The 24,280-nt window shown below is 59.6% G+C and carries 24 protein-coding genes; 11 read left to right on the top strand and 13 right to left on the bottom strand.

Features of this window, described 5'->3' with window-relative positions:
• Positions 1-17 precede the first annotated feature (17 nt).
• Positions 18-605 (bottom strand): TIGR00730 family Rossman fold protein, encoded by a 588-nt coding sequence (locus ABTV29_RS28485; RefSeq protein ID WP_433767860.1) that lies wholly within the window; start codon positions 603-605, stop codon positions 18-20.
• A 344-nt stretch (positions 606-949) separates the two neighbouring features.
• On the opposite strand from ABTV29_RS28485, the gene azu reads away from it, so the two are divergent.
• Positions 950-1,396, top strand: a complete 447-nt coding sequence (gene azu / locus ABTV29_RS28480) for an azurin (RefSeq protein ID WP_433767859.1) — start codon at positions 950-952, stop codon at positions 1,394-1,396.
• Positions 1,397-1,542: 146 nt separating this feature from the next.
• On the opposite strand, the gene nadE is transcribed toward azu, so the two are convergent.
• The 3 genes from nadE to ABTV29_RS28465 all read right to left on the bottom strand — a co-directional run bounded on the left by nadE (position 1,543) and on the right by ABTV29_RS28465 (position 4,676).
• A complete protein-coding gene (gene nadE, locus ABTV29_RS28475; protein ID WP_433767858.1) occupies positions 1,543-2,370 on the bottom strand; it encodes an ammonia-dependent NAD(+) synthetase in 828 nt (275 codons plus the stop codon).
• Positions 2,371-2,374: 4 nt separating this feature from the next.
• Positions 2,375-3,610, bottom strand: coding sequence for a nicotinate phosphoribosyltransferase (gene pncB, locus ABTV29_RS28470; RefSeq protein ID WP_433767857.1), 1,236 nt, complete (start codon positions 3,608-3,610; stop codon positions 2,375-2,377).
• A gap of 157 nt (positions 3,611-3,767) precedes the next feature.
• Positions 3,768-4,676, bottom strand: a complete 909-nt coding sequence (locus ABTV29_RS28465) for a LysR family transcriptional regulator (RefSeq protein ID WP_433767856.1) — start codon at positions 4,674-4,676, stop codon at positions 3,768-3,770.
• A gap of 175 nt (positions 4,677-4,851) precedes the next feature.
• On the opposite strand from ABTV29_RS28465, the gene amaB reads away from it, so the two are divergent.
• The 9 genes from amaB to ABTV29_RS28420 all read left to right on the top strand — a co-directional run bounded on the left by amaB (position 4,852) and on the right by ABTV29_RS28420 (position 14,838).
• Complete coding sequence (gene amaB / locus ABTV29_RS28460; protein ID WP_433767855.1) at positions 4,852-6,342, top strand: L-piperidine-6-carboxylate dehydrogenase; 1,491 nt, start codon at positions 4,852-4,854, stop codon at positions 6,340-6,342.
• 155 nt (positions 6,343-6,497) lie between these two features.
• Entirely contained in the window at positions 6,498-7,781 is a 1,284-nt protein-coding gene (amaA, locus tag ABTV29_RS28455) for an L-pipecolate oxidase (protein ID WP_433767854.1), read from the top strand.
• Positions 7,782-8,145: 364 nt separating this feature from the next.
• Entirely contained in the window at positions 8,146-9,279 is a 1,134-nt protein-coding gene (locus ABTV29_RS28450) for a branched-chain amino acid ABC transporter substrate-binding protein (protein WP_433767853.1), read from the top strand.
• A 171-nt stretch (positions 9,280-9,450) separates the two neighbouring features.
• Entirely contained in the window at positions 9,451-10,365 is a 915-nt protein-coding gene (locus tag ABTV29_RS28445) for an ABC transporter permease subunit (RefSeq protein ID WP_110966091.1), read from the top strand.
• A 3-nt stretch (positions 10,366-10,368) separates the two neighbouring features.
• A complete protein-coding gene (gene livM, locus ABTV29_RS28440) occupies positions 10,369-11,652 on the top strand; it encodes a high-affinity branched-chain amino acid ABC transporter permease LivM (RefSeq protein WP_433767852.1) in 1,284 nt (427 codons plus the stop codon).
• On the top strand, positions 11,649-12,521 hold the full coding sequence (locus ABTV29_RS28435; RefSeq protein WP_433767851.1) for an ABC transporter ATP-binding protein: 873 nt from the start codon (positions 11,649-11,651) through the stop codon (positions 12,519-12,521). The genes livM and ABTV29_RS28435 overlap by 4 nt, the downstream gene beginning before the upstream one ends.
• The gene (locus ABTV29_RS28430; protein ID WP_433767850.1) at positions 12,518-13,237 is read left to right on the top strand and encodes an ABC transporter ATP-binding protein; all 720 of its coding nucleotides are present in this window, start codon (positions 12,518-12,520) and stop codon (positions 13,235-13,237) included. Before ABTV29_RS28435 ends, ABTV29_RS28430 begins: the two co-directional genes overlap by 4 nt.
• Before the next feature lie 282 nt (positions 13,238-13,519).
• On the top strand, positions 13,520-13,954 hold the full coding sequence (locus ABTV29_RS28425) for a hypothetical protein (RefSeq protein ID WP_433767849.1): 435 nt from the start codon (positions 13,520-13,522) through the stop codon (positions 13,952-13,954).
• Positions 13,955-14,067: 113 nt separating this feature from the next.
• A complete protein-coding gene (locus tag ABTV29_RS28420) occupies positions 14,068-14,838 on the top strand; it encodes an SDR family oxidoreductase (protein WP_433767848.1) in 771 nt (256 codons plus the stop codon).
• 121 nt (positions 14,839-14,959) lie between these two features.
• Here ABTV29_RS28420 and ABTV29_RS28415 read toward each other — a convergent pair whose 3' ends face one another.
• From ABTV29_RS28415 to ABTV29_RS28385, 7 genes are all read right to left on the bottom strand, one after another.
• Complete coding sequence (locus ABTV29_RS28415) at positions 14,960-16,093, bottom strand: AGE family epimerase/isomerase (protein WP_433767847.1); 1,134 nt, start codon at positions 16,091-16,093, stop codon at positions 14,960-14,962.
• A 173-nt stretch (positions 16,094-16,266) separates the two neighbouring features.
• A complete protein-coding gene (locus ABTV29_RS28410; RefSeq protein ID WP_433767846.1) occupies positions 16,267-16,839 on the bottom strand; it encodes a HupE/UreJ family protein in 573 nt (190 codons plus the stop codon).
• Between the two features lie 29 nt (positions 16,840-16,868).
• Positions 16,869-17,483, bottom strand: a complete 615-nt coding sequence (gene ureG / locus ABTV29_RS28405; protein ID WP_077045358.1) for an urease accessory protein UreG — start codon at positions 17,481-17,483, stop codon at positions 16,869-16,871.
• Between the two features lie 36 nt (positions 17,484-17,519).
• Positions 17,520-18,194: an urease accessory protein UreF gene (locus ABTV29_RS28400; RefSeq protein WP_433767845.1), complete on the bottom strand. Its 675-nt coding sequence runs from the start codon at positions 18,192-18,194 to the stop codon at positions 17,520-17,522.
• Entirely contained in the window at positions 18,191-18,691 is a 501-nt protein-coding gene (ureE, locus tag ABTV29_RS28395) for an urease accessory protein UreE (protein ID WP_433767844.1), read from the bottom strand. Before ureE ends, ABTV29_RS28400 begins: the two co-directional genes overlap by 4 nt.
• A 270-nt stretch (positions 18,692-18,961) precedes the next feature.
• Positions 18,962-19,594 (bottom strand): TetR family transcriptional regulator, encoded by a 633-nt coding sequence (locus ABTV29_RS28390; RefSeq protein ID WP_433767843.1) that lies wholly within the window; start codon positions 19,592-19,594, stop codon positions 18,962-18,964.
• 173 nt (positions 19,595-19,767) lie between these two features.
• On the bottom strand, positions 19,768-20,184 hold the full coding sequence (locus tag ABTV29_RS28385) for a hypothetical protein (RefSeq protein WP_433767842.1): 417 nt from the start codon (positions 20,182-20,184) through the stop codon (positions 19,768-19,770).
• 386 nt (positions 20,185-20,570) lie between these two features.
• Here ABTV29_RS28385 and ABTV29_RS28380 point away from each other — a divergent pair, with 386 nt between their 5' ends.
• Complete coding sequence (locus ABTV29_RS28380) at positions 20,571-22,640, top strand: AsmA family protein (protein ID WP_433767841.1); 2,070 nt, start codon at positions 20,571-20,573, stop codon at positions 22,638-22,640.
• 73 nt (positions 22,641-22,713) lie between these two features.
• On the opposite strand, the gene ABTV29_RS28375 is transcribed toward ABTV29_RS28380, so the two are convergent.
• Both ABTV29_RS28375 and ABTV29_RS28370 read right to left on the bottom strand, forming a co-directional pair.
• On the bottom strand, positions 22,714-23,106 hold the full coding sequence (locus ABTV29_RS28375; RefSeq protein WP_433767840.1) for a hypothetical protein: 393 nt from the start codon (positions 23,104-23,106) through the stop codon (positions 22,714-22,716).
• A 392-nt stretch (positions 23,107-23,498) separates the two neighbouring features.
• On the bottom strand, positions 23,499-24,266 hold the full coding sequence (locus ABTV29_RS28370; protein ID WP_433767839.1) for a hypothetical protein: 768 nt from the start codon (positions 24,264-24,266) through the stop codon (positions 23,499-23,501).
• Positions 24,267-24,280: the final 14 nt, after the last annotated feature.

The raw sequence follows: 24,280 nt of genomic DNA, 5'->3' as shown, positions 1-24,280 counted from the left end.
CGACCGGCGCAAAGTCGTCAGTCGGGCTTTTGCTCGACCCACTTCGGCGCAACGCTCGGTTGCCAGTTCTGCAGGGCGTCGAGCAGCGTCTGTGGCGATTCGTTTACTTGCAGCATGTCGCGGTGCGCGCCGCGAACGAAACCTTCGTCGACAATATGATCGAGAAAGCCGGTGAGTTTGCTGTAGAAGCCGTTCACTTCCAGCAGGCCCAGCGGTTTGCCGTGGTAGCCCAGTTGACCCCAGGTCCAGACTTCGAACAGCTCCTCCAGCGTGCCCAGGCCGCCGGGCAGGGCGATGAAGGCATCGCTGAGTTCGGCCATCCGGGCCTTGCGCGCGTGCATGCCGTCGACCACTTCCAGTCGGGTCAGGCCGCTGTGACCGATTTCCTTGTCCTTGAGGCTTTGCGGAATGATGCCGATCACTTCACCGCCGGCCGCCAGCGCAGCGTCGGCCACAATGCCCATCAGGCCCACAGCGCCGCCGCCGTAGACCAGGGTCAGCTTGCGTTCGGCCAATGCCTGGCCCAGGGCGACGGCCGCTTCGCGGTAAGCCGGGTTGGTGCCGGTACTGGCACCACAAAATACACATACGGATGTTAAAGACATGCCTTACTCCATGGTCGATCAGGGCCACAGAGTAAAGGCATGCGTACCGCGCTCCAAGGGCTAAACTTCCCGCTTGGGTGTTTCAAAGGTACCGCTGGCGCCACAGGCGTAGGCGGCCAGCAAGCTGCACAAAAGGCTGTTGAGGGACATGTCAAAGACTCCAATCAGTGATGATGGACTGATCATAGGCCCGGGCCAGACGCCTGGCTGGTAGATTGTCTCGATGGGTCTCATAGCCCAAAAGTTGTATACAATTTTTGATTCAGGTCATATGAACTTGCGAAGTTTTCAGGCAGTCTTCTGTCCATTCGCATTTTTCGATAACCCTGCCTTGGAGATTCACCATGTTTGCCAAACTCGTTGCGGTATCCCTGTTGACACTGGCCAGCAGCCAATTGATGGCTGCGGAGTGCAAAGTCACCGTTGACTCCACAGACCAGATGTCCTTCGGCACGAAGGCCATTGAAATCGACAAGAGCTGCAAAACCTTCACCGTCGAACTGACCCATTCCGGCAGCCTGCCGAAGAACGTCATGGGCCATAACCTGGTGATCAGCAAAGAAGCCGACATGCAGCCAATCGCCACCGACGGCTTGAGCGCCGGTATCGACAAGAACTACCTGAAAGAAGGCGATGCCCGCATCATCGCTCACACCAAGATCATCGGCGCCAAGGAAACCGACTCGGTGACCTTCGATGTGTCGAAGCTCGACCCGGCTGAAAAATACGGCTTCTTCTGCTCGTTCCCGGGCCACATCTCGATGATGAAAGGCACAGTCACTCTGAAGTGATCGAAATGCGTTCATAAAAAAAGCGCCCGTGATGGGCGCTTTTTTTTGCACGACATTTGACCGAGTCATCGTTCATCGCGAGCAGGCTCGCTCCCACAGGTACGGCGCTGTCCATGTGGGAGCGAGCCTGCTCGCGAAGGCGTCAGTCAAGGCGCAAACGGCATCACTCGCTTGTGATGGGTCTTGTTGTACGTATCGACGATGATCTTGAACGCTTCCTCACGGACCGGGTTGCCGTGCAGGAAGGCGTCGATTTCGGCGTAGGTCACGCCGTGGGAGGCTTCGTCCGGTTTGCCGGGCGACAGGTCTTCCAGGTCGGCGGTCGGGACTTTTTCCACCAGAGATTCCGGCGCACCGAAGCTGCGAGCAATCGCCCGGACCTGGTTTTTCACCAGGCCGCTGAGCGGTGCCAGGTCGCAGGCGCCATCACCGAACTTGGTGAAGAAACCCATCACCGCTTCCGCCGCGTGATCGGTACCAATCACCAGGCCGTGGGTCGCGCCGGCGATGGTGTACTGGGCGACCATGCGCATGCGGGCCTTGGTGTTACCGAGAACGAAATCCACGGAAACGGCGTGCTTGCCCTCGAATGCCGCGACTTCATTGGCCAGGGATTTGACTGCCGGGCCGATGTTCACGGTATGACGCTCGTCTGGGGCGATGAAGTCCACCGAAGCCTGGGCGTCGTGCTCATCGAACTGGGTCTCGTACGGCAGGCGCACGGCGATGAACTTATAGTTTCCGTCCCCGGTGCGCTGGCGAAGTTCACGCATCGCGCGCTGGGCCAGCAGGCCGGCGGTCAGGGAGTCGACACCGCCGCTGATGCCAAGCACCAGGGTCTTGAGCCCGGAATTGACCAGGCAGTCCTGAATGAAGGTGATGCGCCGGGCGACTTCCGCTTCCAGGGCGGCCTCGTCGGCGAACGGCGGTTGAACCTTGAGCTGCTCAGCAATCTCACGCTGTACGGCTTGCATGAATTCACTCCTTGCTAGATGGACCGGATGTGCCGGAAAGAGGGGCAGGTACTTGGAAAACGTGTCGCAAGTAGGCGACGAAATTCGGGTCTTTGCAGTGGGTCTTGCCGGGCTCGTCGGAGATCTTCGCCACTGGCGCACCGTTGCAGGCGGTCATTTTAAGCACGATGCTCATCGGTTCGACACCCGGAATATCGCACGTCAGGTTGGTGCCAATGCCGAAGCTGACATTGATCCGACCGCGCAGCGCGCGGAATATTTCCAGGGCTTTTGGCAGTGTCAGGCTGTCGGAGAACGTCAGCGTCTTGCTCATCGGGTCGATGCCGAGCTTGTGATAGTGCGCGATGGCTTTTTCCGCCCACAGCACCGGATCGCCGGAGTCGTGGCGCAAACCGTCGAAGAGTTTGGCGAAAAACAGGTCGAAATCGCCGAGGAACGCGTCGCTGGTGATGCAGTCGGTCAGGGCGATCCCCAGCAGGCCACGGTACTCGCGGACCCAGCAATCGAGGGCGGCGATCTGGCTGTCGATCAGCCGAGGCCCCAGTTGCTGGTGGGCCATGATCCACTCGTGGGCCATGGTGCCCAGCGGTTTCATGTCCAGTTCCCGGGACAGGTGCACGTTACTGGTGCCGACGAAACGCCCCGGGAAATCGTGTTTGAGCACGTTCACCACTTCTTCCTGCACGCGATACGAGAAGCGCCGGCGGGTGCCGAAATCGGCGACCTGCAACTCGGACAGCTCGTCGGGGCTGGCATTGGTGGTCAACCAGTCGAACTTGCGATACAGCTGCTCGCGGGCCTGTTCCAGGACGATGTCGCTGTGGCGAGAGCGGTTACGCACTTCGCTGACCATGGCCAGTATCGGCACTTCAAACAGGATCACATGCAGCCACGGGCCGCGCAGGCGGATGAACAGCTCGCCGTTTTCGATGCCGGTGTGGATGTAGCGCAGGTTGAAGCGAAACAGCCCGAGAAAGCGCAGGAAATCCGGTTTCAGGAAGGTGATGCGCTCGAGGAAGCTCAGCTGGTCGGCGCTGAGGCTCAACTCGGCCAGGCGTTCGATCTGCAAGCGGATTTCCTGAAGATACGGACGCAAATCCTCGTTGTTACGGCAACGAAACTCCCATTCGACTTCGACGTTGGGGTAGTTGTGCAGTACCGCTTGCATCATCGTCAGCTTGTAGAAGTCGGTGTCGAGCAGGTTCTGCACGATGCGATCGGCAAATACACTCTCGCTCATAACGGGAATCTCCGGGCGTTTCGCGGCGTGGCGCGATATCAATCAATGGCGCTAGTGGCACATATCGGCGTAGGAGCTGTCGAGTGAAACGAGGCTGCGATCTTTTTTTAAGATCAAAAGATCGCAGCCTCGTTTCACTCGACAGCTCCTACAAGAGTCAATCGGCGGATGCAGGGCTGTCGACCTGCTCCAGCATCCACTTCACGAAATCCCGCACCTTGGGCACTTCCGCCGAATGTTCCGGGTAGGCCAGGTAATAGGCGTCGGTACTGGGCATTGCATGCTTCCAGGGAATGACCAGCTTGCCTTCGGCCAACTCTTCTTCCACCAGGAACCGTGGCAGCAACGCCACGCCGCAGCCGACCTGCGCAGCACGGATGCACATATAGAAGGTTTCGAAGCGCGGGCCGTGGTAGCTGTGTTCGGTGTGGTAGCCCTGGCTGTCGAACCAGTCATGCCAGGCCTGGGGGCGGGAGGCGTTTTGCAGCAGGACCAGATCGGTCAGTTGCGTCGGGTCGGTGAAGGGCTCGGCCGGCAGGCTGCCGGGGGCGCACACGGGCACCAGCTCTTCACTGAACAGCTTCAGGCATTCGGTGCCGGGGCGTGAACCCTGGCCGAAGTAGAACGCCAGGTCGCTACGACCTTGCAGCAAGTCATCCGCTTCCTGCTCGCTGCACAGGTCCAGGTGAATCGACGGATGGCGCAGTCGCCAGCCCTTGAGCCGTGGCACCAGCCAGCGCGCACCGAAAGTCGGCGGTGTGGAGACCCGCAGGACTTCCGTTTCGCCACCGTAGGAACGCAGGTAATGGGTGGACATCTCGACCTGCGTGAGGATTTTTCGTACTTCGACCAGGTACAAATCCCCCGCCGGAGTCATTTGCAGGCGGCGACGCACCCGGCGAAACAGCAAATGCTGCAGCAACTCTTCCAGCTGCGCGACCTGCTTGCTGACAGCGCTCTGGGTCAGGTTCAGCTCTTCGGCGGCCCGGGTGAAGCTCAGATGCCGGGTCACGGCTTCGAAACACTGCAGGGCAGCGATCGATGGCAAATAGCGTTTGTTCAGCATGGGCGGTCCTTTGTTCTTGTCTCTTTATTGCCTGCGATGCACAGCATGAATAAACGGAATGATATCTCTCTTAAAGGTCGTTTGTTGAGTAACCTCCGGGGAGCTAAAACTACAGGCCTGATCAGCCGTGATCGCGCGGCTGCACACGTACCGTTTTTTGCTTGAGGAGTAACCCATGGTTGCCGCATTGCTTGATCGTCTTGGTGTGAACCCGGCCCTGTACCAGAACGGCAAAGTGCCCGTGCATTCGCCCATCGACGGCAGCCGCATCGCCGCCGTGAACTGGGAGGGTGCCGCCGAAGTCGAGCAGCACATCAGTCGTGCAGATCATGCGTTCGAACTGTGGCGCAAGGTTCCGGCACCGCGCCGTGGCGAACTGGTGCGTCAACTGGGCGACATCCTGCGTGAATACAAGGCCGATCTCGGTGAACTGGTTTCCTGGGAAGCCGGCAAGATCACCCAGGAAGGTCTGGGTGAAGTACAGGAAATGATCGACATCTGCGACTTTGCGGTCGGTCTGTCCCGTCAACTGTACGGTTTGACCATCGCTTCCGAGCGCCCTGGCCACCACATGCGTGAAACCTGGCATCCGCTGGGCGTCGTCGGTGTGATCAGCGCCTTCAACTTCCCGGTGGCGGTCTGGGCCTGGAACGCCACGCTGGCGCTGGTCTGCGGCAACCCGGTGGTCTGGAAACCTTCGGAAAAAACCCCTCTGACCGCATTGGCCTGCCAGGCGCTGTTCGATCGCGTGCTGAAGAATTTCAGCGATGCGCCACCGTACCTGAGCCAGGTCATCATCGGCGGCCGCGACGCCGGCGAAGCCCTGGTCGATGACCCGCGCGTTGCCCTGGTCAGCGCCACCGGCAGCACCCGCATGGGCCGTGAAGTGGCGCCGAAAATCGCCGCACGCTTCGCCCGCAGCATCCTGGAACTGGGCGGCAACAACGCGATGATCCTCGGCCCAAGCGCCGACCTGGACATGGCCGTTCGCGCGATCCTGTTCAGCGCCGTCGGCACCGCCGGCCAGCGTTGCACCACGCTGCGCCGCCTGATTGCCCACGAGTCGGTGAAGGAAGAAATCGTCACCCGCCTCAAGGCCGCCTATTCCAAGGTGCGCATTGGCCATCCGCTGGAAGGTAACCTGATCGGCCCGCTGATCGACAAGCAAAGCTTCGACAACATGCAGGACGCGCTGGAGCGCGCCCTGAGCGAAGGCGGCCGGGTATTTGGCGGTCAGCGTCAGCTTGAAGACAAATTCCCGAATGCCTACTACGTGGCGCCGGCCATCGTCGAAATGCCGGAGCAGAGCGACGTGGTCTGCCACGAAACCTTCGCACCGATTCTCTACGTGGTCGGTTACACCGATTTCAACGAAGCCCTGCGTCTGAACAACGCCGTGCCGCAAGGCCTGTCGTCCTGCATCTTCACCACCGACGTGCGTGAAGCCGAGCAGTTCATGTCGGCTGTGGGCAGCGACTGCGGCATCGCCAACGTCAACATCGGCCCAAGCGGTGCGGAAATTGGTGGCGCGTTCGGTGGCGAGAAAGAAACCGGTGGCGGTCGCGAGTCCGGCTCCGATGCATGGCGCGCGTACATGCGTCGTCAGACCAACACCGTGAACTACTCGCTGGAGTTGCCGTTGGCGCAGGGCATCACCTTTGACTGATCTTTCAGCCAGGCAGTGATCCCTTGTGGGAGCGAGCTGGCTCGCGAATGCAGTGTTCAGCCGATATCGACGATGGCTGATATACCGCTTTCGCCAGCAAGCCCGCTCCCACAATAATTTGTGTGGGTTGGTTAGGTTTCTGTTGGAGTCTGGCAATGCCGTTACGCGAAGAGTGTCTGTGGGAAAAACTGACGCCACAAAGGCCCGACAATGCGGCGCTCAAGGGTGAAGTAACAGTTGATGTCTGCGTCATCGGCGCCGGTTTTACCGGGCTGTCGGCGGCCGTGCATCTGCTGGAGCAGGGCAAAAGTGTCTGCGTGCTGGAAGCCCATCGCGCCGGCCATGGCGGTTCCGGACGCAACGTCGGGCTGGTCAATGCCGGGATGTGGATTCCGCCGGACGAGATCGAAGCCGGTTTTGGCGAGGCGGTCGGCAGCCAGCTCAACCGCATGCTGGGTGCGGCACCCTCGTTGGTGTTCAGCCTGGTGGATAAATACAACATCGATTGCCAGTTGCGCCGCGAAGGTACGCTGCACATGGCGCACAACGCCCGTGGCGAAGCCGATCTGCGCAGTCGTGAAGAACAGTGGAAACGTCGCGGTGCGCCGGTGGAATTGCTGACCGGGCAGGCTTGCCAGCAGGCGACGGGCACCAAAAAAATTGCCGCGGCGCTGCTCGACAAGCGTGCGGGCACACTCAACCCAATGGCATACACCACTGGGCTGGCCAAAGCGGCCAAGAGCCTTGGCGGTCAGATGTTCGACCATTCGCCCGTCACCCGCCTCGAACGTCAGGGCCAGAAGTGGTCGGTGCAAACCGCACAGGGTTCGGTGCTGGCCGGGCAAGTGGTGATTGCCTCCAACGCCTACACCGAAGGCGACTGGACCGAACTCAAGCGCAATTTCTTCCCCGGTTATTACTATCAAGTGGCGTCGGTACCGCTGACGGAAGACGCCGCACAGGAAATCCTGCCAGGTGGCCAGGGCTCGTGGGATACCCGGCAGGTGCTGAGCAGCATTCGTCGTGACAAGGACGGGCGCCTGTTGCTGGGCAGCCTTGGCAATGGCAACCAGAAACCCACCTGGTTCCTCAAGGCCTGGGCTGATCGGGTGCAGCAGCATTACTTCCCCAACCTCAAGCCGGTGGAGTGGGAATGCACCTGGACGGGGCGCATCGCCTTCACTCCTGATCACCTGATGCGTCTGTTCGAGCCGGCGCCCGGCATAGTGGCAGTGACCGGCTACAACGGTCGTGGCGTGACCACGGGGACGGTGGTCGGCAAGGCTTTCGCCGACTATTTGTGTAACGGAAATCCTCAAGCGCTACCGATTCCCTTTGCACCGATGCAGCCGCTGACCGGGGTAGGGTTGCGCAGTTGTCTATACGAGGCCGGTTTCTCGCTGTATCACGCGGGCCAGTGCTTGCGGATCGTCATCTGATTGTTGAATTTTGTAGTCGAAAGCGGCGCTTTTCGGCGTAGCGACTAGCCTGTAGTGGTGCGTGTTGTAGCAGTCCCGCACCAGCAGTGTGCAGTTCGGTGACGCACGTTGTTACAGGCTGGTTGCACGTCGTTTAATGCCGCGGTTGCAATGATGGCGCAGCAGGGTTGCGCCTAAGAAATAATAAGGTTTCACCTTCCGCGGTTTAGACGGTTGCACGCCCAATGAAAATGGGACCGAAACAGTCGAAATAACAATAAAGCAGCGACTTTTTGAAGAATAAAAAACCGATGGCACGGCCCTTGCTCTGAGCATTCAGTGAAGTCGCAGTGCCAATTAAAAAAAAACCTTGGAGCACCACCTCATGTCCCAGACGTTTTACAAAAAAGGCTTTTTGGCCCTCGCAGTGGCTACTGCGTTGGGTGTTTCTGCGTTTGCTCAGGCTGACATCAAGATCGGCGTAGCGGGTCCAATGACGGGCGCCAACGCGGCATTTGGCGAGCAGTACATGAAGGGTGCACAGGCGGCGGCCGATGCGGTCAACGCAGCAGGCGGCGTGAACGGGGAAAAAATCGTACTGGTCAAGGGCGATGACGCCTGCGAACCGAAACAGGCTGTGACGGTCGCCAAGGACCTCACCAACCAGAAAGTTGCCGGCGTGGTCGGTCACTTCTGCTCCTCGTCGACTATCCCGGCCTCCGAGATCTACGACGAAGCGGGCATCATCGCCATCACTCCAGGCTCCACCAACCCGGCCGTTACCGAACGCGGCCTGAGCGCCATGTTCCGTATGTGCGGACGTGACGACCAGCAAGGCATCGTGGCCGGCGACTACATCGTCGACGTGCTCAAGGGCAAGAAAGTCGTCGTGCTGCACGACAAGGACACCTACGGCCAAGGCCTGGCTGACGCCACCAAGGCCCAGCTGGAAAAACGCGGCGTGAAGCCGGTGCTGTACGAAGGCCTGACCCGCGGCGAGAAAGATTTCAGCGCCGTCGTGACCAAGATCCGTGCCGCTGGTGCCGACGTGGTCTACTTCGGTGGCCTGCACCCGGAAGCCGGTCCACTGGTTAAACAACTGCGTACCGAAGGCCTGAAGGACGTGAAATTCATGTCCGACGACGGCATCGTGACCGACGAACTGGTGACCACCGCTGGCGGCCCGCAATACACCAACGGTGTACTGATGACTTTCGGTGCCGACCCTCGCCTGCTGCCAGACAGCAAGACCGTGGTAGAGCAATTCCGCAAAGCCGGTACCGAGCCTGAAGGCTACACCCTGTACGCCTACGCTTCGGTCCAGACCCTGGCTGCTGCCTTCAACGGCGCCAAGTCCAACAAGGGCGAAGACGCAGCTGCGTGGCTGAAGAAAAACCCGGTCAAAACCGTCATGGGCGAGAAGACCTGGGACAGCAAGGGCGACCTGAAAGTCTCCGACTACGTGGTTTACGAGTGGGACGCAAACGGCAAATACCATCAGCTGGACAAGCAGAAGTGACATGACCTGCTGAAAAGCCCGGCGCCTTGTGCGCCGGGTGTTCAACGAACATGTCCGTGCAGTACCTGTCTTTTCTCGTAGAGCTGCACACAACCGTATTGCGCCGGCGGCTGAACCCCGGTCCGTCGCAGGCGGCTTCTGTGCAGTCTCTCAAATGCGTGAGATTGCGTTATGGATGGTATTTTCCTGCAGCAACTGGTCAACGGCCTGACCCTCGGGTCGGTCTATGGCCTGATCGCCATCGGCTACACAATGGTCTATGGCATCATTGGCATGATCAACTTCGCCCACGGCGAGGTTTACATGATTTCCGCTTACCTCGCGGCAATCAGTCTGGCACTGCTGGCTTACTTCGGTATTGAATCCTTCCCTCTGCTGATGCTTGGCACACTGGTGTTCACCATTGTCGTCACCGGGGTCTATGGCTGGGTCATCGAACGCATCGCCTACAAACCCCTGCGTAACTCCACCCGCCTGGCACCGCTGATCAGCGCCATCGGTATCTCGCTGATCCTGCAAAACTATGCCCAGATCAGCCAGGGTGCCCGCCAACAGGGTGTTCCGACACTGTTGACCGGCGCATGGCGTATCGACGTAGGCACTGGCTTCGTCCAGCTCACCTACACCAAGATCTTCATTCTGGTCGCCGCATTCGCCGGTATGGCCGCGCTGACCTACATCATCAAGTACACCAAGCTCGGCCGCATGTGCCGCGCGACCCAGCAAGACCGCAAGATGGCCTCGATCCTGGGGATCAACACCGACCGGGTGATTTCCTACGTGTTCATCATCGGTGCAGCCATGGCGGCCCTGGCCGGCGTGCTGATCACCATGAACTACGGCACGTTCGACTTCTACGCGGGCTTCGTCATCGGCATCAAGGCCTTCACTGCCGCGGTACTCGGCGGGATCGGCTCGCTGCCTGGCGCCATGCTCGGCGGGATCATCCTCGGGATTTCCGAGTCGCTGTTCTCCGGTCTGGTCAACTCGGACTACAAAGACGTATTCAGCTTCTCGCTGCTGGTACTCGTTCTGGTCTTTCGGCCTCAAGGCCTGCTCGGCCGTCCTCTTGTGTCGAAGGTGTAAGCGATGTCTTCAACCACTAAAAAAACCATTGATCTCAAAAAAAGTCTGGTTGATGCGATTCTCTCCGGCCTCGTTGCCCTGATCGTGTTCGGGCCAATCGTCGGTGTCGTGCTCGATGGCTACGGCTTCAACCTGGAAACGTCGCGGGTGGCATGGATCATCGCCATTGTCATGGCCGGTCGTTTTGCCCTCAGCATGTTCCTGCAGACCCCAAAAGGCCTGAGAATTCTCGAAAGCTTTGAAAGCCCCGGTTCCGGGGTGCACGTGCTGCCGCCCGACTACAAATCACGCCTGCGCTGGATCATCCCGCTGATGATCGTCATCGCCGTGGCGCTGCCGTTTTTCTCCAACTCGTACCTGCTGGGCGTGGTCATCCTCGGGCTGATCTACGTACTGCTGGGCCTGGGGCTGAACATCGTGGTCGGCCTGGCCGGCCTGCTCGACCTGGGTTACGTGGCGTTCTACGCCATTGGTGCCTATGGTCTGGCGCTCGGCTATCAGTATCTGGGGCTGGGTTTCTGGACCGTGCTGCCACTGGCGGCGATCACTGCCGGGCTAGCCGGTTGCATCCTCGGTTTCCCGGTGCTGCGCCTGCATGGCGACTACCTGGCGATCGTGACCCTGGGCTTCGGTGAAATCATTCGCCTGATCCTCAACAACTGGTTGTCCCTGACCGGCGGCCCGAACGGCATGCCGGCGCCATTGCCGACCTTCTTCGGCCTGGAATTCGGCAAGCGGGCCAAGGACGGCGGTGTGCCGTTCCATGAGTTCTTCGGCATCGCCTACAACCCCGACGTGAAGTACTACTTCATCTACGCGGTGTTGTTCCTGGTCGTGCTGGCCGTGCTGTATATCAAGCATCGCCTGACCCGCATGCCGGTCGGTCGTGCCTGGGAAGCGCTGCGCGAAGATGAAATCGCCTGCCGCTCGATGGGCCTGAACCACGTGCTGGTCAAACTCTCGGCGTTCACCATCGGTGCTTCGACGGCGGGTCTGGCCGGTGTGTTCTTCGCCACCTACCAGGGCTTCGTCAACCCGACCTCGTTCACCTTCTTCGAATCGGCACTGATCCTCGCCATCGTGGTCCTGGGCGGCATGGGTTCGACCATCGGCGTGGTGATCGCCGCGTTCGTGCTGACCGTGGCTCCGGAGCTGTTGCGTGGCTTTGCCGAATACCGCGTCCTGCTGTTCGGCATGCTGATGGTGTTGATGATGATCTGGCGACCGCGCGGACTGATTCGGATCAGCCGTACCGGTGTGACCCCGCGTAAAGGAGTAGCGCCATGAGCGAAGTCGTACTCAGTGTCGAAAAACTGATGATGCACTTCGGCGGCATCAAGGCGTTGAACGATGTCAGCCTGAAGGTCAAGCGCAACTCGATCTTCGCCCTGATCGGCCCCAACGGCGCCGGCAAGACCACGGTGTTCAACTGCCTGACCGGGTTCTACAAGGCCTCCGGCGGCAAGATCGAACTCAACTTGCGTGGCCAGCAGACCAACGTCATCAAGCTGCTGGGCGAATCCTTCAAGCCGACCGACTTCGTCTCGCCGAAGACCTTCGCCAGCCGCCTGTACTACAAGGCGTTCGGTGGCACCCACCTGGTCAACCGCGCGGGCCTGGCGCGAACCTTCCAGAACATTCGGCTGTTCAGGGAAATGTCGGTGCTGGAAAACCTGCTGGTGGCCCAGCACATGTGGGTCAACCGCAGCATGCTGGCGGGCATCCTCAATACCAAGGGCTACCGCAAGGCCGAAAGCGACGCGCTGGACCACGCCTTCTACTGGCTTGAAGTGGTGGACCTGGTGGACTGCGCCAACCGTCTGGCCGGTGAGCTGTCCTACGGTCAGCAACGCCGCCTGGAAATTGCCCGGGCCATGTGCACCCGTCCGCAGATCATCTGCCTCGACGAACCGGCCGCCGGCCTCAACCCTCAGGAAACCGAAGCGCTGAGCGCGATGATCCGGCTGCTGCGCGACGAGCACGATCTGACCGTGGTGCTGATCGAACACGACATGGGCATGGTAATGAGCATTTCCGACCACATCGTGGTGCTGGACCACGGCGTCGTCATCGCCGAGGGCGGCCCCGACGACATCCGCAACGATCCGAAAGTGATTGCCGCTTACCTGGGCGCCGACGAAGAGGAGCTGGTATGACTAACGGTGCCATCCTCGAACTCAAGGAGCTGGACGTGTTTTACGGGCCGATCCAGGCCCTGAAGAAAGTCTCGCTGCACATCAATGAAGGTGAAACCGTCAGCCTGATCGGCTCCAACGGCGCCGGCAAGTCGACCCTGCTGATGTCGATTTTCGGTCAGCCACGGGCGGCGGACGGGCAGATTGTCTATCAGGGCGTGGACATCACCCACAAGTCGTCGCACTACATCGCCTCCAACGGTATCGCGCAATCGCCGGAAGGGCGGCGGGTATTCCCCGACATGACCGTCGAGGAAAACTTGCTGATGGGCACCATCCCTATCGGTGACAAGTACGCCAAGGAAGACATGCAACGCATGTTCGAGCTGTTCCCGCGGCTCGAAGAGCGGCGTAACCAGCGCGCCATGACCATGTCCGGCGGCGAGCAGCAAATGCTCGCCATCGCCCGTGCGCTGATGAGCCGGCCGAAGCTGTTGCTGCTCGACGAGCCGAGCCTGGGTCTGGCTCCGATCGTGGTGAAACAGATCTTCGCCACCCTGCGGGAACTGGCAAAGACCGGCATGACCATCTTCCTGGTGGAGCAGAACGCCAACCACGCGCTCAGGCTGTCGGACCGGGCTTATGTAATGGTCAACGGCGAGATCCGCATGAGCGGTACCGGCAAGGAATTGCTGGTGAATGAGGATGTGCGTAACGCCTATCTCGGCGGGCACTGATTCTTCGTTGTTTTACACGGGCCCCGGCGCGAAAGCTCCGGGGCTTTTTTATATCTCCCTTGCACCTCAAACCCCTGTGGGAGCGAGCCTGCTCGCGATGGCGGCAGGACAGCCAACATTGAAGTGACTGGCACACCGTGATCGCGAGCAAGTGCTGAAGAGGTGCTTTTCGGGAAATTGTGGAAAACAAATTTTCCAAGCTCCCGAACTGCGACATAAAACCGCTGCAAATCGCTGTTTTGTCACGGTTTTGACTTGTCCCCGTTTGCTGTGGAGCGGGCTGTGAATAACTTGGTAGTAGCTGGCTGGAAGCCTTTTAAACCGGGGCTTGCAGCAATGTGGTCGTTTTTTGATCAGGCTTTTTTGCTTGGCTTGAGGCAGGGTTTGTCAACTATTTTATTGAGGGTGAAACGGCAGCAATCGGGTGTGAACAAGCCTGTGGATAAGTCTGTGATTAAACTCTGGAAAGACAGCGCTGAAGGCCGTGGTTACTGGCTTGCGGCCATCGCTTGCTTGACCACCCGGTCGAGAAAAAGTCCTTGGGCTACACGGCAGGGGGATGAGGGTCAAGCGAAAAAGTTTTCAAACCCCGCGCAAAGCCTTGTGGATAGCGGCTTGCAGCTTTTCCACTTGCCCCCAGAGACTGTGGACCCGCTTGTGGATAACGTGCGCGCAATTGGCTGCAGGCCCCGGCGGGTCTGGCTATCAGCGCGTTGAGCATTTTTTGAACAGGTACGGCAACGTGGTTGCTGGTAAGAGCGTGGCCGGGCATGCTGCCCGCTGATTGTCCATTCCAATGGCTGACCCTCAGCCGACGCAAGGAGAACACGATGTCCAACACCCTTTTTATTACCGGCGCGACCTCCGGTTTTGGTGAAGCCTGTGCCCGTCGTTTTGCCGAGGCTGGCTGGAAGCTGGTGCTGACCGGCCGTCGTGAAGAACGCCTCAACGCGCTGTGCGCCGAGCTGTCGAAGCAGACTGAAGTGCATGGCCTGGTGCTGGACGTGCGTGACCGCAAGGCCATGGAAGACGCCATTGCCAACCTGCCACCGAGCTTCGACAAGCTGCGCGGGCTGATCAACAACGCAGGCCTGGCCCTGGGCGCTGATCCGGCGCCAAAGTGCAGCCTGGACGACTGGGACACCATGGTCGATACCAACATCAAGGGCCTGATGTACAGCACTCGCCTGCTGCTGCCGCGCCTGATTGCCCATGGTCGTGGCGCCGGTATCGTCAACCTGGGTTCCGTCGCCGGCAATTATCCGTACCCGGGCAGCCATGTGTATGGCGGGACCAAGGCCTTCGTCCAACAGTTCTCCCTGAGCCTGCGCTGTGACCTGCAAGGCACCGGTGTGCGCGTCAGCAACCTCGAGCCGGGCCTGTGCGAGAGTGAGTTTTCGCTGGTGCGTTTTGGCGGTGACCAGGAGCGTTACAACGCCACCTACGCCGGTGCCGAGCCGATCCAGCCGCAGGACATTGCCGACACCATCTTCTGGATTCTCAATGCCCCGGCGCACATCAACATCAACACATTGGAGCTGATGCCGGTGAGCCAGAGCTGGGCGGGGTTTGCGATTGATCGCAGTGCTGGCAAGGCGTAAGACCGCATAACGGCTAATCGCGGGCAAGCCCGCTCCCACAGTGGGATGTTGCGTGGCATAGATAGCATGTACACCGCAAATCCCTGTGGGAGCGGGCTTGCCCGCGAAAGCGATTTATCAGTCAGCGAAGATATTCAGCCAATCCGGCATAACAGGTCGCCAGGTGATAAGGCGTAGTCGACGGCATGTCGCGGCGACTCACTTCCCCGTGCTCATCACGGCACTCATACCAGCCTCCCGCGTGCAGCGAACGTTGTTGCAGCGCCTGCAATTGACGCAAGACAGCCGCCTCGCTATCCGGACGCAGGGTCAATGCCCGCAGGTACTCGGCCTGGGCCCAGATGCGCTGGGTAGCGTCGCGCGAACCGCCATCCGGACCGAGATCAAGCATGGCGCGCACGGCGCCGGTCTGTTGATCGACCCCCAACTGCTCGGTGAAGGCGAACGCACGCTCCAGGGACGCGTGCAATGCCGAGCCGCGCAGCAAGTCGGACGACTCCAGCAGGAAATACCACTCGAACTGATGCCCCGGCTCAAACCAGTTATCCACAGCGCCCAGCGGCTTTTCCATCAACACGCTTTGCTCGGGATCGATAAAGCGCTTTTGCATGGCTGTGCATAACTCGACGAGCGCTTGTTGCACCGCGAGATCTTCGCGCACCGACAGGGTGGCAAGGAAAGCTTCGGCCAGGTGCATCAGGGGATTTTGCAGCGGGCCGCTGTTCAGGGATGACCAGTCGCGATCGAGGCTGGCTTCATAGAGGCCGTCGCCTGTGGCGAAACGTTGCGCGATCACTTCAAGGCTGGCGTTGAGCACCGACTCCACCAGCGGTTCGCGCACTTTGTCCCAGTAATGGGCGCAGGCGAACAGGATGAAGGCGTGGGTGTAGAGGTCCTTGCGAGTGTCCAGCGGCGCGCCTTGCGGGTCGATGCTGTAGAACCAGCCGCCATGCTCGGCATCGTGGAAATGCCGCTGCAACGAGCGGAACAGGGCCGCCGCACGTTCTTCGGCCGCCGGCACCTGGCCGATCAGGCTGGCGAACAGATACAACTGCCGCGCACAGGCCATGGCGCGATAACGCTGGGCAGGCAATGGCTGGTGTTCGGCGTCCAGTGCCTCATGGGGCAGCGCCATGTCGGCATTCCAGCCCGGACCTTGCCAGAGCGGCACGATCACGTTCAGAAAGTGTTGTTGCACGTCGCTGAACAGGGCAGTCAATTCAGGCTGGGAGGCGGAGCGGGAGGCTTGCGGCATTGGCTGGCGTCGTCACGGCAGGGTTGATTGCGCGACATGTTAGCAGGCCTGAGGTTTGTGGTGTCTGTCAGGCCGTCATCGCGAGCAGGCTCGCTCCTACAATGGATTTGTGTCCACCGAACCACTGTGGGAGCGAGCTTGCTCGCGATGAGGCCATCACAGGCAATAAAGAATCAACCCGCCAACAACCACACCCCGGTCGCCGCCGAAGCCGCTCCTGCCAGCCGAACCAGTGGAGCTGCCGCTTGAGGCAACGCCCTTACCAGCGCATAGCCCGCTCCATGCAACGCCGCCGTCGCTGCCACGAACCCGGCTGCATACGCCCACGGGCTCGACATGTCAGGCAGTTCCAGCCCATGAGCCACGCCATGAAACAGCGCAAACATCGCCGTCGCGGCCAGCGCCATGCTCAACGGCGGACGCACCGCCAATGCCACCGCCAGCCCCAGGGCCAGCACAGACGCGGCAATCCCGCCCTCCAGCGCCGGCAGGTTCAACCCTTCGAAACCCAACAACCCGCCCAGCAGCATGGTGCCGACGAAGGTGCACGGCAGCGCCCAGCGCGCCGCGCCTTTTTGCTGCGCCGCCCAGAGGCCCACCGCGAGCATCGCCAGCAAATGGTCGAGCCCGCCGATCGGATGACTGATGCCCGCGACCAGGCCATTGTCGCCGTGCCCCGGGTGGGCGAAGGCGAGGGCCGGGGTCAACAGCAGGGCCATGGCGCCGAGAATGCGTTTAAGTGTCATGGGTGAGCTTCCTTGTTGATCAATGGTTTTCAGGCTGCGGTCAGCAAGCCCTGGCGTTCGATGAAGGCGATGATCTCTTCCAGGCCCTGGCCGGTTTTCTGGTTGCTGAAGACGAACGGCTTGCCGTTGCGCATGCGCGTGGTGTCACTGTCCATCAGGGTCAGGGAAGCCCCCACCAGCGGTGCCAGATCGATTTTGTTGATCACCAGCAGATCGGATTTGCAGATTCCTGGCCCGCCCTTGCGCGGCAGCTTGTCGCCGGCGGACACATCGATCACGTAGATGGTCAGGTCGGACAGTTCCGGGCTGAAGGTCGCCGACAGGTTGTCACCCCCGGACTCCACCAGGATCAGATCCAGGCCCGGAAAGCGCCGGTTCAGCTGATCCACGGCTTCAAGGTTGATCGAGGCGTCTTCGCGGATCGCCGTGTGCGGGCAGCCGCCGGTTTCCACACCGATGATGCGTTCCGGCGCCAGGGCCTGGTTGCGCACCAGAAAGTCCGCGTCTTCACGGGTGTAGATGTCGTTGGTCACCACGGCCAGGTTGTAACGGTCGCGCAGGGCCAGGCATAGGGCCAGGGTCAGGGCGGTCTTGCCGGAACCGACCGGGCCGCCGATGCCGACGCGCAGGGGTTGTGTGTTCATGTGCTTCTCCAAAATAGGGCGTCCAAAATAAAGGGCTCAGGAGCGGAACAGCCGGCTGTACTGGCGCTCGTGGGCCATGCACGCCAGGGACAGGCCGAAAACGGCGCTGCCCATGTGTTCGGGGTTGAGGTGGGTAGCGTTGTGCTGGACTTGCTGCAACAGCGGCAACAATTCACTGGTCAGGCGCTGGGCGGCCTGCTGGCCCAGCGGCAGGGTCTTCATCAGCACTGCCAGTTGGTTTTCCAGCCAGCTCCAGAGCCACGCGGCCAGCGCATCCTGCGGGCTGATCCGCCAGGCACGGGCAGCCAGGGCCCAGCCCAGCGCCAGGTGTGGCTCCGGCTGCTGGGCAAGAAAGTCACGGGCCGCGGTATCCAGTTCCGGCAAACCGTTGAGCAGTTGTTGCAGGGAGTAGCCCATCTGCCGGCTCTCCAGATGCAGCTCGCGGGTTTCCCGGCTGGCGCGGTGTTCTTCGCAGCGCTGCAGCAGTTCGCACCAGTTTTCTTCCTGCGCCGCGACGCAATGGGCAAGCAGCAGCGGGGCTTCGAAGCGGGCGAGATTGAGCAGCAATTGATCGCTGATCCAGCGTCGCGCGCTGTCGGGATCGTTGACGCGGCCGTTCTCTACCGCCATTTCCAGGCCCTGGGAATAGCTGTAGCCACCAATCGGCAGTTGCGGACTGGCCAGACGCAGCAGGGCCCAGGCCGGGTTCACAGGCGCACGCCAAACTGATGCAGTTTGGGCGGGTAGTTGAAGTCTTCATCGCCATGGCGCGAATGATGATGTCCACCGCCGTAGGCACCGTGTTCCGGCTGGAACGGCGCTTCGATGGATTCGGTGGTGGCGCCGAGCTGTTCGAGCATGGCCTTGAGCACGTAATCGTCGAGCAGGCGCAGCCAGCCATCACCTACTTGCAGGGCGACGTGGCGATTGCCCAGGTGATAGGCGGCGCGGGTCAATTCGAACGCATTGGCGCAGGTGACGTGCAGCAGTTGTTCGGGGCTGGCGCAGACACGGACGATGCGACCGTCTTCGGCCTGCAGGCACTCGCCGTCATGCAGGGGCGACTGGCCGCGCTCCAAAAACAACCCGACGTCTTCGCCTTCGGCACTGAAACAGCGCAAACGGCTTTTGCTCCGGGCTTCGAAGCTCAAGTGCAACTCGGCGGCCCAGACAGGTTGAGGGTCGATTCTTCGATGAATCACCAGCATTGGAAAGCTTCCAGCAATGGACGATGCACAGGCTAGAGCAAGGGGCTTGCCAATCGGCGGGATGCGTAGGAAATGGCTGACGGAGGCGTGAGGCGAGCCTACTCAAGGTGATGGTTTTGAGTGATGTTGGTGCGAGAGTTTTTTGCAGTGCACCAACGTGAGGCGATTTCGCTTTTCTGTAGGAGCGAGCCTGCTCGCGAATGGGGCAGATCAGTCAACTCGGTGTTGAATGAGCTGGCGCTTTCGCGAGCAGGCTCGCTCCTACAAGGATTACTCAGTGCTGCCCAGCCCTTGCCAGTGTTTGAGACCAATAAAGATAAAGCGCAGCTGCTGAGTGATCTTCGCCTGAGGCGTCAGGTGCTCGGGCAGTGCCTCGGCCGGCGGGTCGATGATGTCCGGCAAGGTGGCGAATACGCTTTTGACGATCAGGTCGGCCATCACACTCAGGCCGGCGATGTTCAGGTGCTGCAGCTTGGGCATCAACGACAGGTCGGCCGCGAGGTCCGAGCTGATGTTTTCCCGCAGGCGGCCAATCGCCAGACGTACCGGCAACGAACCCCCGTATTGCTCGCGGGCCAGAAACAGAAATTGCGAACGGTTGGCGCTGACCACGTCGAGGAAGATCCGCACCGACGCATCGATGATGCCGCCCATGACGAACTCGTTATGTCGCACCAAACGGATGGTTTCGCGGAAGGTCTGGCCGACCTCGCAGACAAGCGCCAGGCCCAGTTCGTCCATATCGGCGAAATGCCGATAGAAACCGGTCGGGACGATCCCGGCGGTTTTCGCCACTTCGCGCAGGCTCAGGCTGCCGAATCCGCGGCCACCTTCCATCAGGTGCCGGGCAGCGTCCATCAGGGCGACGCGGGTTTGTTGTTTCTGTTCAGCGCGGGGCAGCATCGCAAGGGCGTTTTCTGGAAATGGAGAGCGGCGCACTCTAGCAAATCGGCTTTGCCGGCGTCGAACAACGATAGGGAGATGCGGCGGGGATGTGAGGAATCGACAGTCTGGAGAGCCAGAAAATCAAAAGCCCAATCCGGTGATTGGGCTTTTTTTCAAGGCGGCCATGGGGCTTAGCTCATCGAACTGTTGCGTTCGATCACACGGTCACCACCACCTTCGGCCAGGGTTTGGCCAGGAGTGCGGTCGGAGCCGTCAGCGGCAACGGTTTGGCCAGGGGTGCGATCGGAACCATCAGCAGCCAGGGTTTGGCCAGGGGTGCGATCAGAGCCGTCGGCAGCAACAGTCTGGCCTTGTGGGGTCTGGTCGTAGCCGTCTTCAGTGATCAGGTTTTTTTCTTTCAGGCGATCGTTACCACCTTCGGCCAGGGTTTGGCCCGGAGTACGGTCGGAACCATCGGCGGCGACGGTTTGGCTGAACACCGAGTGGCTGTCTTTGACTTGCGGAGTAGCCTGTTCAGCGGCCGGCAGCGCGAAGGCAGTGCTGGCCAACAGAGAAAGGGAAAGACTAAGCAGTAACTGGCGTTTCATGATCTGTGCTCCGTGGCAGGGCGATAAAGTGGGTACGAGTGCAATGTTACCCTCGAGAAGTCGATATAAAAGTTCATAAACGCAATGTTAATAATCAACGGAATTGATTGTTCTCGGCGAAGGCTCTAAACCGGGCCTTTCAGGTCGATGGTTTTGCACCGAGGTGGGTATTTTCGACTCACTTGTGCCGCACAAAAGTGCGGGTGCGGTAACGCTCGCTGTGCGGCAGAGGGCAAAATCGACGGTTCGGTTGTGTCGAAAACGGTTTTTCGATTAAACCTGCGGGCCGTTTTTCAGTCGTAGATTCCATAGCGGGTCGGTTATCGCCCGCCGTTTCTCATGGGTGTCGTGGTCAGGACGCTCAGCCGTATCAGGAGCTTTGTGCAATGACGCGCACTCGTAAAATCTTCGCCTGGACCTTCACCACCCTGGTTGCCTTGCTGGCGGTGCTGGTGCTGTTCATCGTGTTCTTCGATTGGAACCGGATCAAACCGACGCTCAATGCCAAGGTTTCCGAGGAATTGCACCGACAGTTCGCCATCAACGGCAACCTGTCGGTGGTCTGGCGACGTGAAGTCGAGGAGGGCGGTTGGCGCGCCTGGGTGCCGTGGCCCCATGTGGTGGCCGAGGACTTGAGCCTGGGCAACCCGGACTGGTCGAAAGCGCCGCAGATGGCCACGCTCAAACGCGTGGAACTGCGCATTTCGCCTTTGGGGTTGCTGGCGCAGCGGGTGGTGATCCCGCGCATCGACCTGACCGAACCCAATGCCGAACTGCAACGTCTGGCGGACGGTCGCGCCAACTGGACGTTCAAGTTCGACCCGAAAGACCCGAACGCCGAACCGTCGCCCTGGGTGCTGGACATCGGTGCGATCGGCTTCGACAGGGGCCACGTGACCCTCGACGATCAGAACTTGAAGACTCAGCTCGACGTCTTGATCGATCCGTTGGGCAAACCCGTTCCGTTCAGCGAGATCGTGGGCGACAAAGCCGCGAAAACCGCCCGGGAGAAGGGCTCGACGCCGCAAGACTACGCGTTTGGACTCAAGGTGAAAGGCCAGTACCACGGTCAACAGCTGGCGGGCCAGGGCAAGATCGGCGGTCTGCTGGCATTGCAGGATGCCGCTCGGCCATTTCCGTTGCAGGCACAGGTGAAGATCGCCGACACCAGCGTCGAGCTGGCCGGCACCCTGAGCGATCCGCTGAACCTCGGCGCCCTGGACCTGCGCCTGAAACTCGCGGGCAGCAGTCTCGGCAATCTCTACCCGCTGACCGGCGTGACACTGCCGGATACCCCGCCCTATGCCACCGACGGTCACTTGATCGCCAAGTTGCATGAGGCGGGCGGGGCGGTGTTCCGCTATGAAGAGTTCAACGGCACCATCGGCTCCAGCGATATTCACGGCAACCTGAGCTATGTCGCCAGCCAGCCACGGCCCAAACTCAGTGGGGCTCTGCTGTCCAATCAACTGCTGTTTGCCGACCTGGCGCCGTTGATCGGCGCGGACTCCAACGCCAAGCAAAAGGCCCGCGGTGGTGAGAGCAAGCAACCGGCGGACAAGGTATTGCCGGTCGAGGAGTTCAAGACCGAGCGCTGGCGCGATATGGACGCCGACGTCGAGTTCACCGGCAAGCGCATCGTCCACAGCGAAAAACTGCCATTCACCGACCTCTATACCCATCTGGTCCTCACCGATGGGGTGCTCAGCCTGGAACCGCTGCGCTTTGGCGTGGCAGGCGGCAAGCTGGATTCGCAGATACGCCTGAACGGGCACACCGAGCCTTTGGAGGGCAAGGCAAAGCTCACCGCGCGGGGCTTCAAGCTCAAACAGCTGTTCCCTACGTTCGAGCCGATGAAAACCAGTTTTGGCGAGCTCAATGGTGATGCCGATATCACCGGGCGTGGCAACTCGGTGGCCAAGTTGCTGGGCAGCGCCAACGGCAATCTGAAAATGCTGATCAACGATGGCGCCATCAGTCGCGAACTGATGGAGCTGGCGGGGTTGAACGTCGGCAACTATGTGGTTGGCAAAATCTTTGGCGACAAGGAAGTGAAGATCAACTGCGCGGCTGCCGACTTCGACATCAAGAGCGGTCTGGCAACCACGCGGCTGTTCGTCTTCGATACCGAGAACGCGATCATCTATGTCGACGGCACGGCAAACATGGCGACCGAGCAACTGGATCTGACCGTTACCCCGGAATCCAAGGGCTGGCGCTTGATTTCGTTGCGCTCGCCGCTGTACGTGCGGGGCAAGTTCATCAAGCCCGATGCGGGGGTGAAGGCCGTACCGTTAATGTTGCGCGGGGCGGGGATGGTGGCGCTGGGCGTGATTGCTGCGCCAGCGGCCGGGTTGCTGGCGCTGGTGGCTCCGAGTGCGGGAGAACCGAATCAGTGTGCACCTTTACTGGAGCAGATGAAGGCGGGGAAGGCCCCCAAGACCGTGAAAAACTGATGCGGGCTTGAAAAAGTTTGATCGCGCCCGAACCAATGTCCGGGGGCGATCAAACGTGGGTGTTGATGGTTTTTCAATTCACGTGGTTTGGCGTTTGAACATGTAGTAAATCGGTGTTGACGTGATTGCCCATTTTTTTAATGACAGCGGCTCTGATCTTGTCGTATTCCCGAACGTCCAGCGAACTGACCAGTAACCACATGTTGGTTTTTCCGTCCCTGATGGCGTTAAGGACGGGTTGATCCAGGATGTCCATGCTGATTCCATTGGTCGTTTTGAAGGCAACCTGCAGGGTGAGGATGCTTGCATTGTTGCGAACAATGGTTAGCCGCGTTGACGTGGCAACTGGCGCTTTGGTTGAGACACCGACATGCATCTCGTGGCCTGGGGTAAACGAGTTGGCCTGAAGTCTATCGAGAGCGGTTTTGATAACCGGCGAATGGGTAGGCGGTTTTTTCAGTTGCATGAAAGCGTTACATAAACGTTGTTTTTCCTCTTTGGTCAGAGATGTGCCAATGCCTGTTTCGATGGTCTTGAAAAGGCTGTTTGATGAGAACTCGCAACGTTTTATTTCGCGGCTATTTTGAATCCAGCCAAATCTACCGACTTCATTTGCATAACTGGAAAATATCTGTTCCGGACTCTGCAGCCGTTTGGAAGTTGTTATGAGGTCGCCCAGAAGGCTGGAGTAAAGAATGTCTTTTTTAAAATTCTCGTCGTGTGCACCACAAAAAAACGGTGATGTTACCGTTGATCAGGTAGATGTCATAAGTGGGTGTGTCCATGGTTGTAAGTGCTCAATATATATGCGAGCTGTTTAAATCGACAGGTTGCTGCCGATTTAAACGTTCGCAAGTTTTAAAAATCAGGAAGGTTGTCAATGTACTTGTTGGTGGCATCGGTGTATCTGCTCAACAACTTGGCACGTACTCCCGAGAAAGCGTTGTTATCCAGATAACAGCGCACAGCACCGGTTTTGATCGTCGTGGATTGTTTTGTGGATTTCCAGAACAGAATGCCACGGGTACTTTCCCGTGCATCGAGGGAGATGCAGTTAAGGACCATATTCGCTTGACCGTAGTTGTCGACCCAGACTGGCGCGAGGTCGAACTTGGCCTGAGCGCCGAGTTTTGCCCCAATGTTGAATATTTGGGTCGCCTTTGGGCTTTGTTGTACGGTATCTACAGCTTGTTTCGATACCTTGGCCAGAACGTCCGCGGCCTTCGGACTCATCAGTCTCGAGGCAATGTCGAAAGCAACCTGATCCATCGTCAGGCCGACTCCCCTGATGGCGACCTCTTGAATGTCTTTGTCTTGAATTATCCAGCCAAAACTTGTCAGGGTTTTAACGTATTCTTTGTACCACTGAAATAACTGGCTTTCCTCTGGGAAATGATGAGAGGCGTTGCGCTGCGCAACCATTTTGCAAAGATTTACATCATCAATGGTTTGTTTTGGAACCCCCGGAAGAAACGCGTTTATTGTTTCGGGCATTACACTTGCTGTTGGCTTGTTAGTGTCGTGAGGTGGTGTGTACTCTCCGAAGTCGGTAAATGTCCGTGGCATTGCGATTGGTGGAAATGGAGGTAGGGATTCAATGAATTCGAGTCGTTGTTCAAGTAGCATGAATGTATTCCTTT

Origin of the sequence: Pseudomonas putida (assembly GCF_050989985.1) — a bacterium.
GTDB lineage: Bacteria > Pseudomonadota > Gammaproteobacteria > Pseudomonadales > Pseudomonadaceae > Aquipseudomonas > Aquipseudomonas putida_AI.
The sequence above is the reverse complement of the archived record's forward strand: the minus strand, read 5'-3'. Positions and strand labels throughout refer to the sequence as shown.

Excerpts from the sequence above, each read along its gene's own strand:
- ABTV29_RS28485 (WP_433767860.1), bottom strand. The coding sequence starts at position 605 with ATGTCTTTAACATCCGTATGTGTATTTTGTGGTGCCAGTACCGGCACC.
- azu (WP_433767859.1), top strand. The coding sequence starts at position 950 with ATGTTTGCCAAACTCGTTGCGGTATCCCTGTTGACACTGGCCAGCAGC.
- nadE (WP_433767858.1), bottom strand. The coding sequence starts at position 2,370 with ATGCAAGCCGTACAGCGTGAGATTGCTGAGCAGCTCAAGGTTCAACCG.
- pncB (WP_433767857.1), bottom strand. The coding sequence starts at position 3,610 with ATGAGCGAGAGTGTATTTGCCGATCGCATCGTGCAGAACCTGCTCGAC.
- ABTV29_RS28465 (WP_433767856.1), bottom strand. The coding sequence starts at position 4,676 with ATGCTGAACAAACGCTATTTGCCATCGATCGCTGCCCTGCAGTGTTTC.
- amaB (WP_433767855.1), top strand. The coding sequence starts at position 4,852 with ATGGTTGCCGCATTGCTTGATCGTCTTGGTGTGAACCCGGCCCTGTAC.
- amaA (WP_433767854.1), top strand. The coding sequence starts at position 6,498 with ATGCCGTTACGCGAAGAGTGTCTGTGGGAAAAACTGACGCCACAAAGG.
- ABTV29_RS28450 (WP_433767853.1), top strand. The coding sequence starts at position 8,146 with ATGTCCCAGACGTTTTACAAAAAAGGCTTTTTGGCCCTCGCAGTGGCT.
- ABTV29_RS28445 (WP_110966091.1), top strand. The coding sequence starts at position 9,451 with ATGGATGGTATTTTCCTGCAGCAACTGGTCAACGGCCTGACCCTCGGG.
- livM (WP_433767852.1), top strand. The coding sequence starts at position 10,369 with ATGTCTTCAACCACTAAAAAAACCATTGATCTCAAAAAAAGTCTGGTT.
- ABTV29_RS28435 (WP_433767851.1), top strand. The coding sequence starts at position 11,649 with ATGAGCGAAGTCGTACTCAGTGTCGAAAAACTGATGATGCACTTCGGC.
- ABTV29_RS28430 (WP_433767850.1), top strand. The coding sequence starts at position 12,518 with ATGACTAACGGTGCCATCCTCGAACTCAAGGAGCTGGACGTGTTTTAC.
- ABTV29_RS28420 (WP_433767848.1), top strand. The coding sequence starts at position 14,068 with ATGTCCAACACCCTTTTTATTACCGGCGCGACCTCCGGTTTTGGTGAA.
- ABTV29_RS28415 (WP_433767847.1), bottom strand. The coding sequence starts at position 16,093 with ATGCCGCAAGCCTCCCGCTCCGCCTCCCAGCCTGAATTGACTGCCCTG.
- ABTV29_RS28410 (WP_433767846.1), bottom strand. The coding sequence starts at position 16,839 with ATGACACTTAAACGCATTCTCGGCGCCATGGCCCTGCTGTTGACCCCG.
- ureG (WP_077045358.1), bottom strand. The coding sequence starts at position 17,483 with ATGAACACACAACCCCTGCGCGTCGGCATCGGCGGCCCGGTCGGTTCC.
- ureE (WP_433767844.1), bottom strand. The coding sequence starts at position 18,691 with ATGCTGGTGATTCATCGAAGAATCGACCCTCAACCTGTCTGGGCCGCC.
- ABTV29_RS28390 (WP_433767843.1), bottom strand. The coding sequence starts at position 19,594 with ATGCTGCCCCGCGCTGAACAGAAACAACAAACCCGCGTCGCCCTGATG.
- ABTV29_RS28385 (WP_433767842.1), bottom strand. The coding sequence starts at position 20,184 with ATGAAACGCCAGTTACTGCTTAGTCTTTCCCTTTCTCTGTTGGCCAGC.
- ABTV29_RS28380 (WP_433767841.1), top strand. The coding sequence starts at position 20,571 with ATGACGCGCACTCGTAAAATCTTCGCCTGGACCTTCACCACCCTGGTT.
- ABTV29_RS28375 (WP_433767840.1), bottom strand. The coding sequence starts at position 23,106 with ATGCAACTGAAAAAACCGCCTACCCATTCGCCGGTTATCAAAACCGCT.
- ABTV29_RS28370 (WP_433767839.1), bottom strand. The coding sequence starts at position 24,266 with ATGCTACTTGAACAACGACTCGAATTCATTGAATCCCTACCTCCATTT.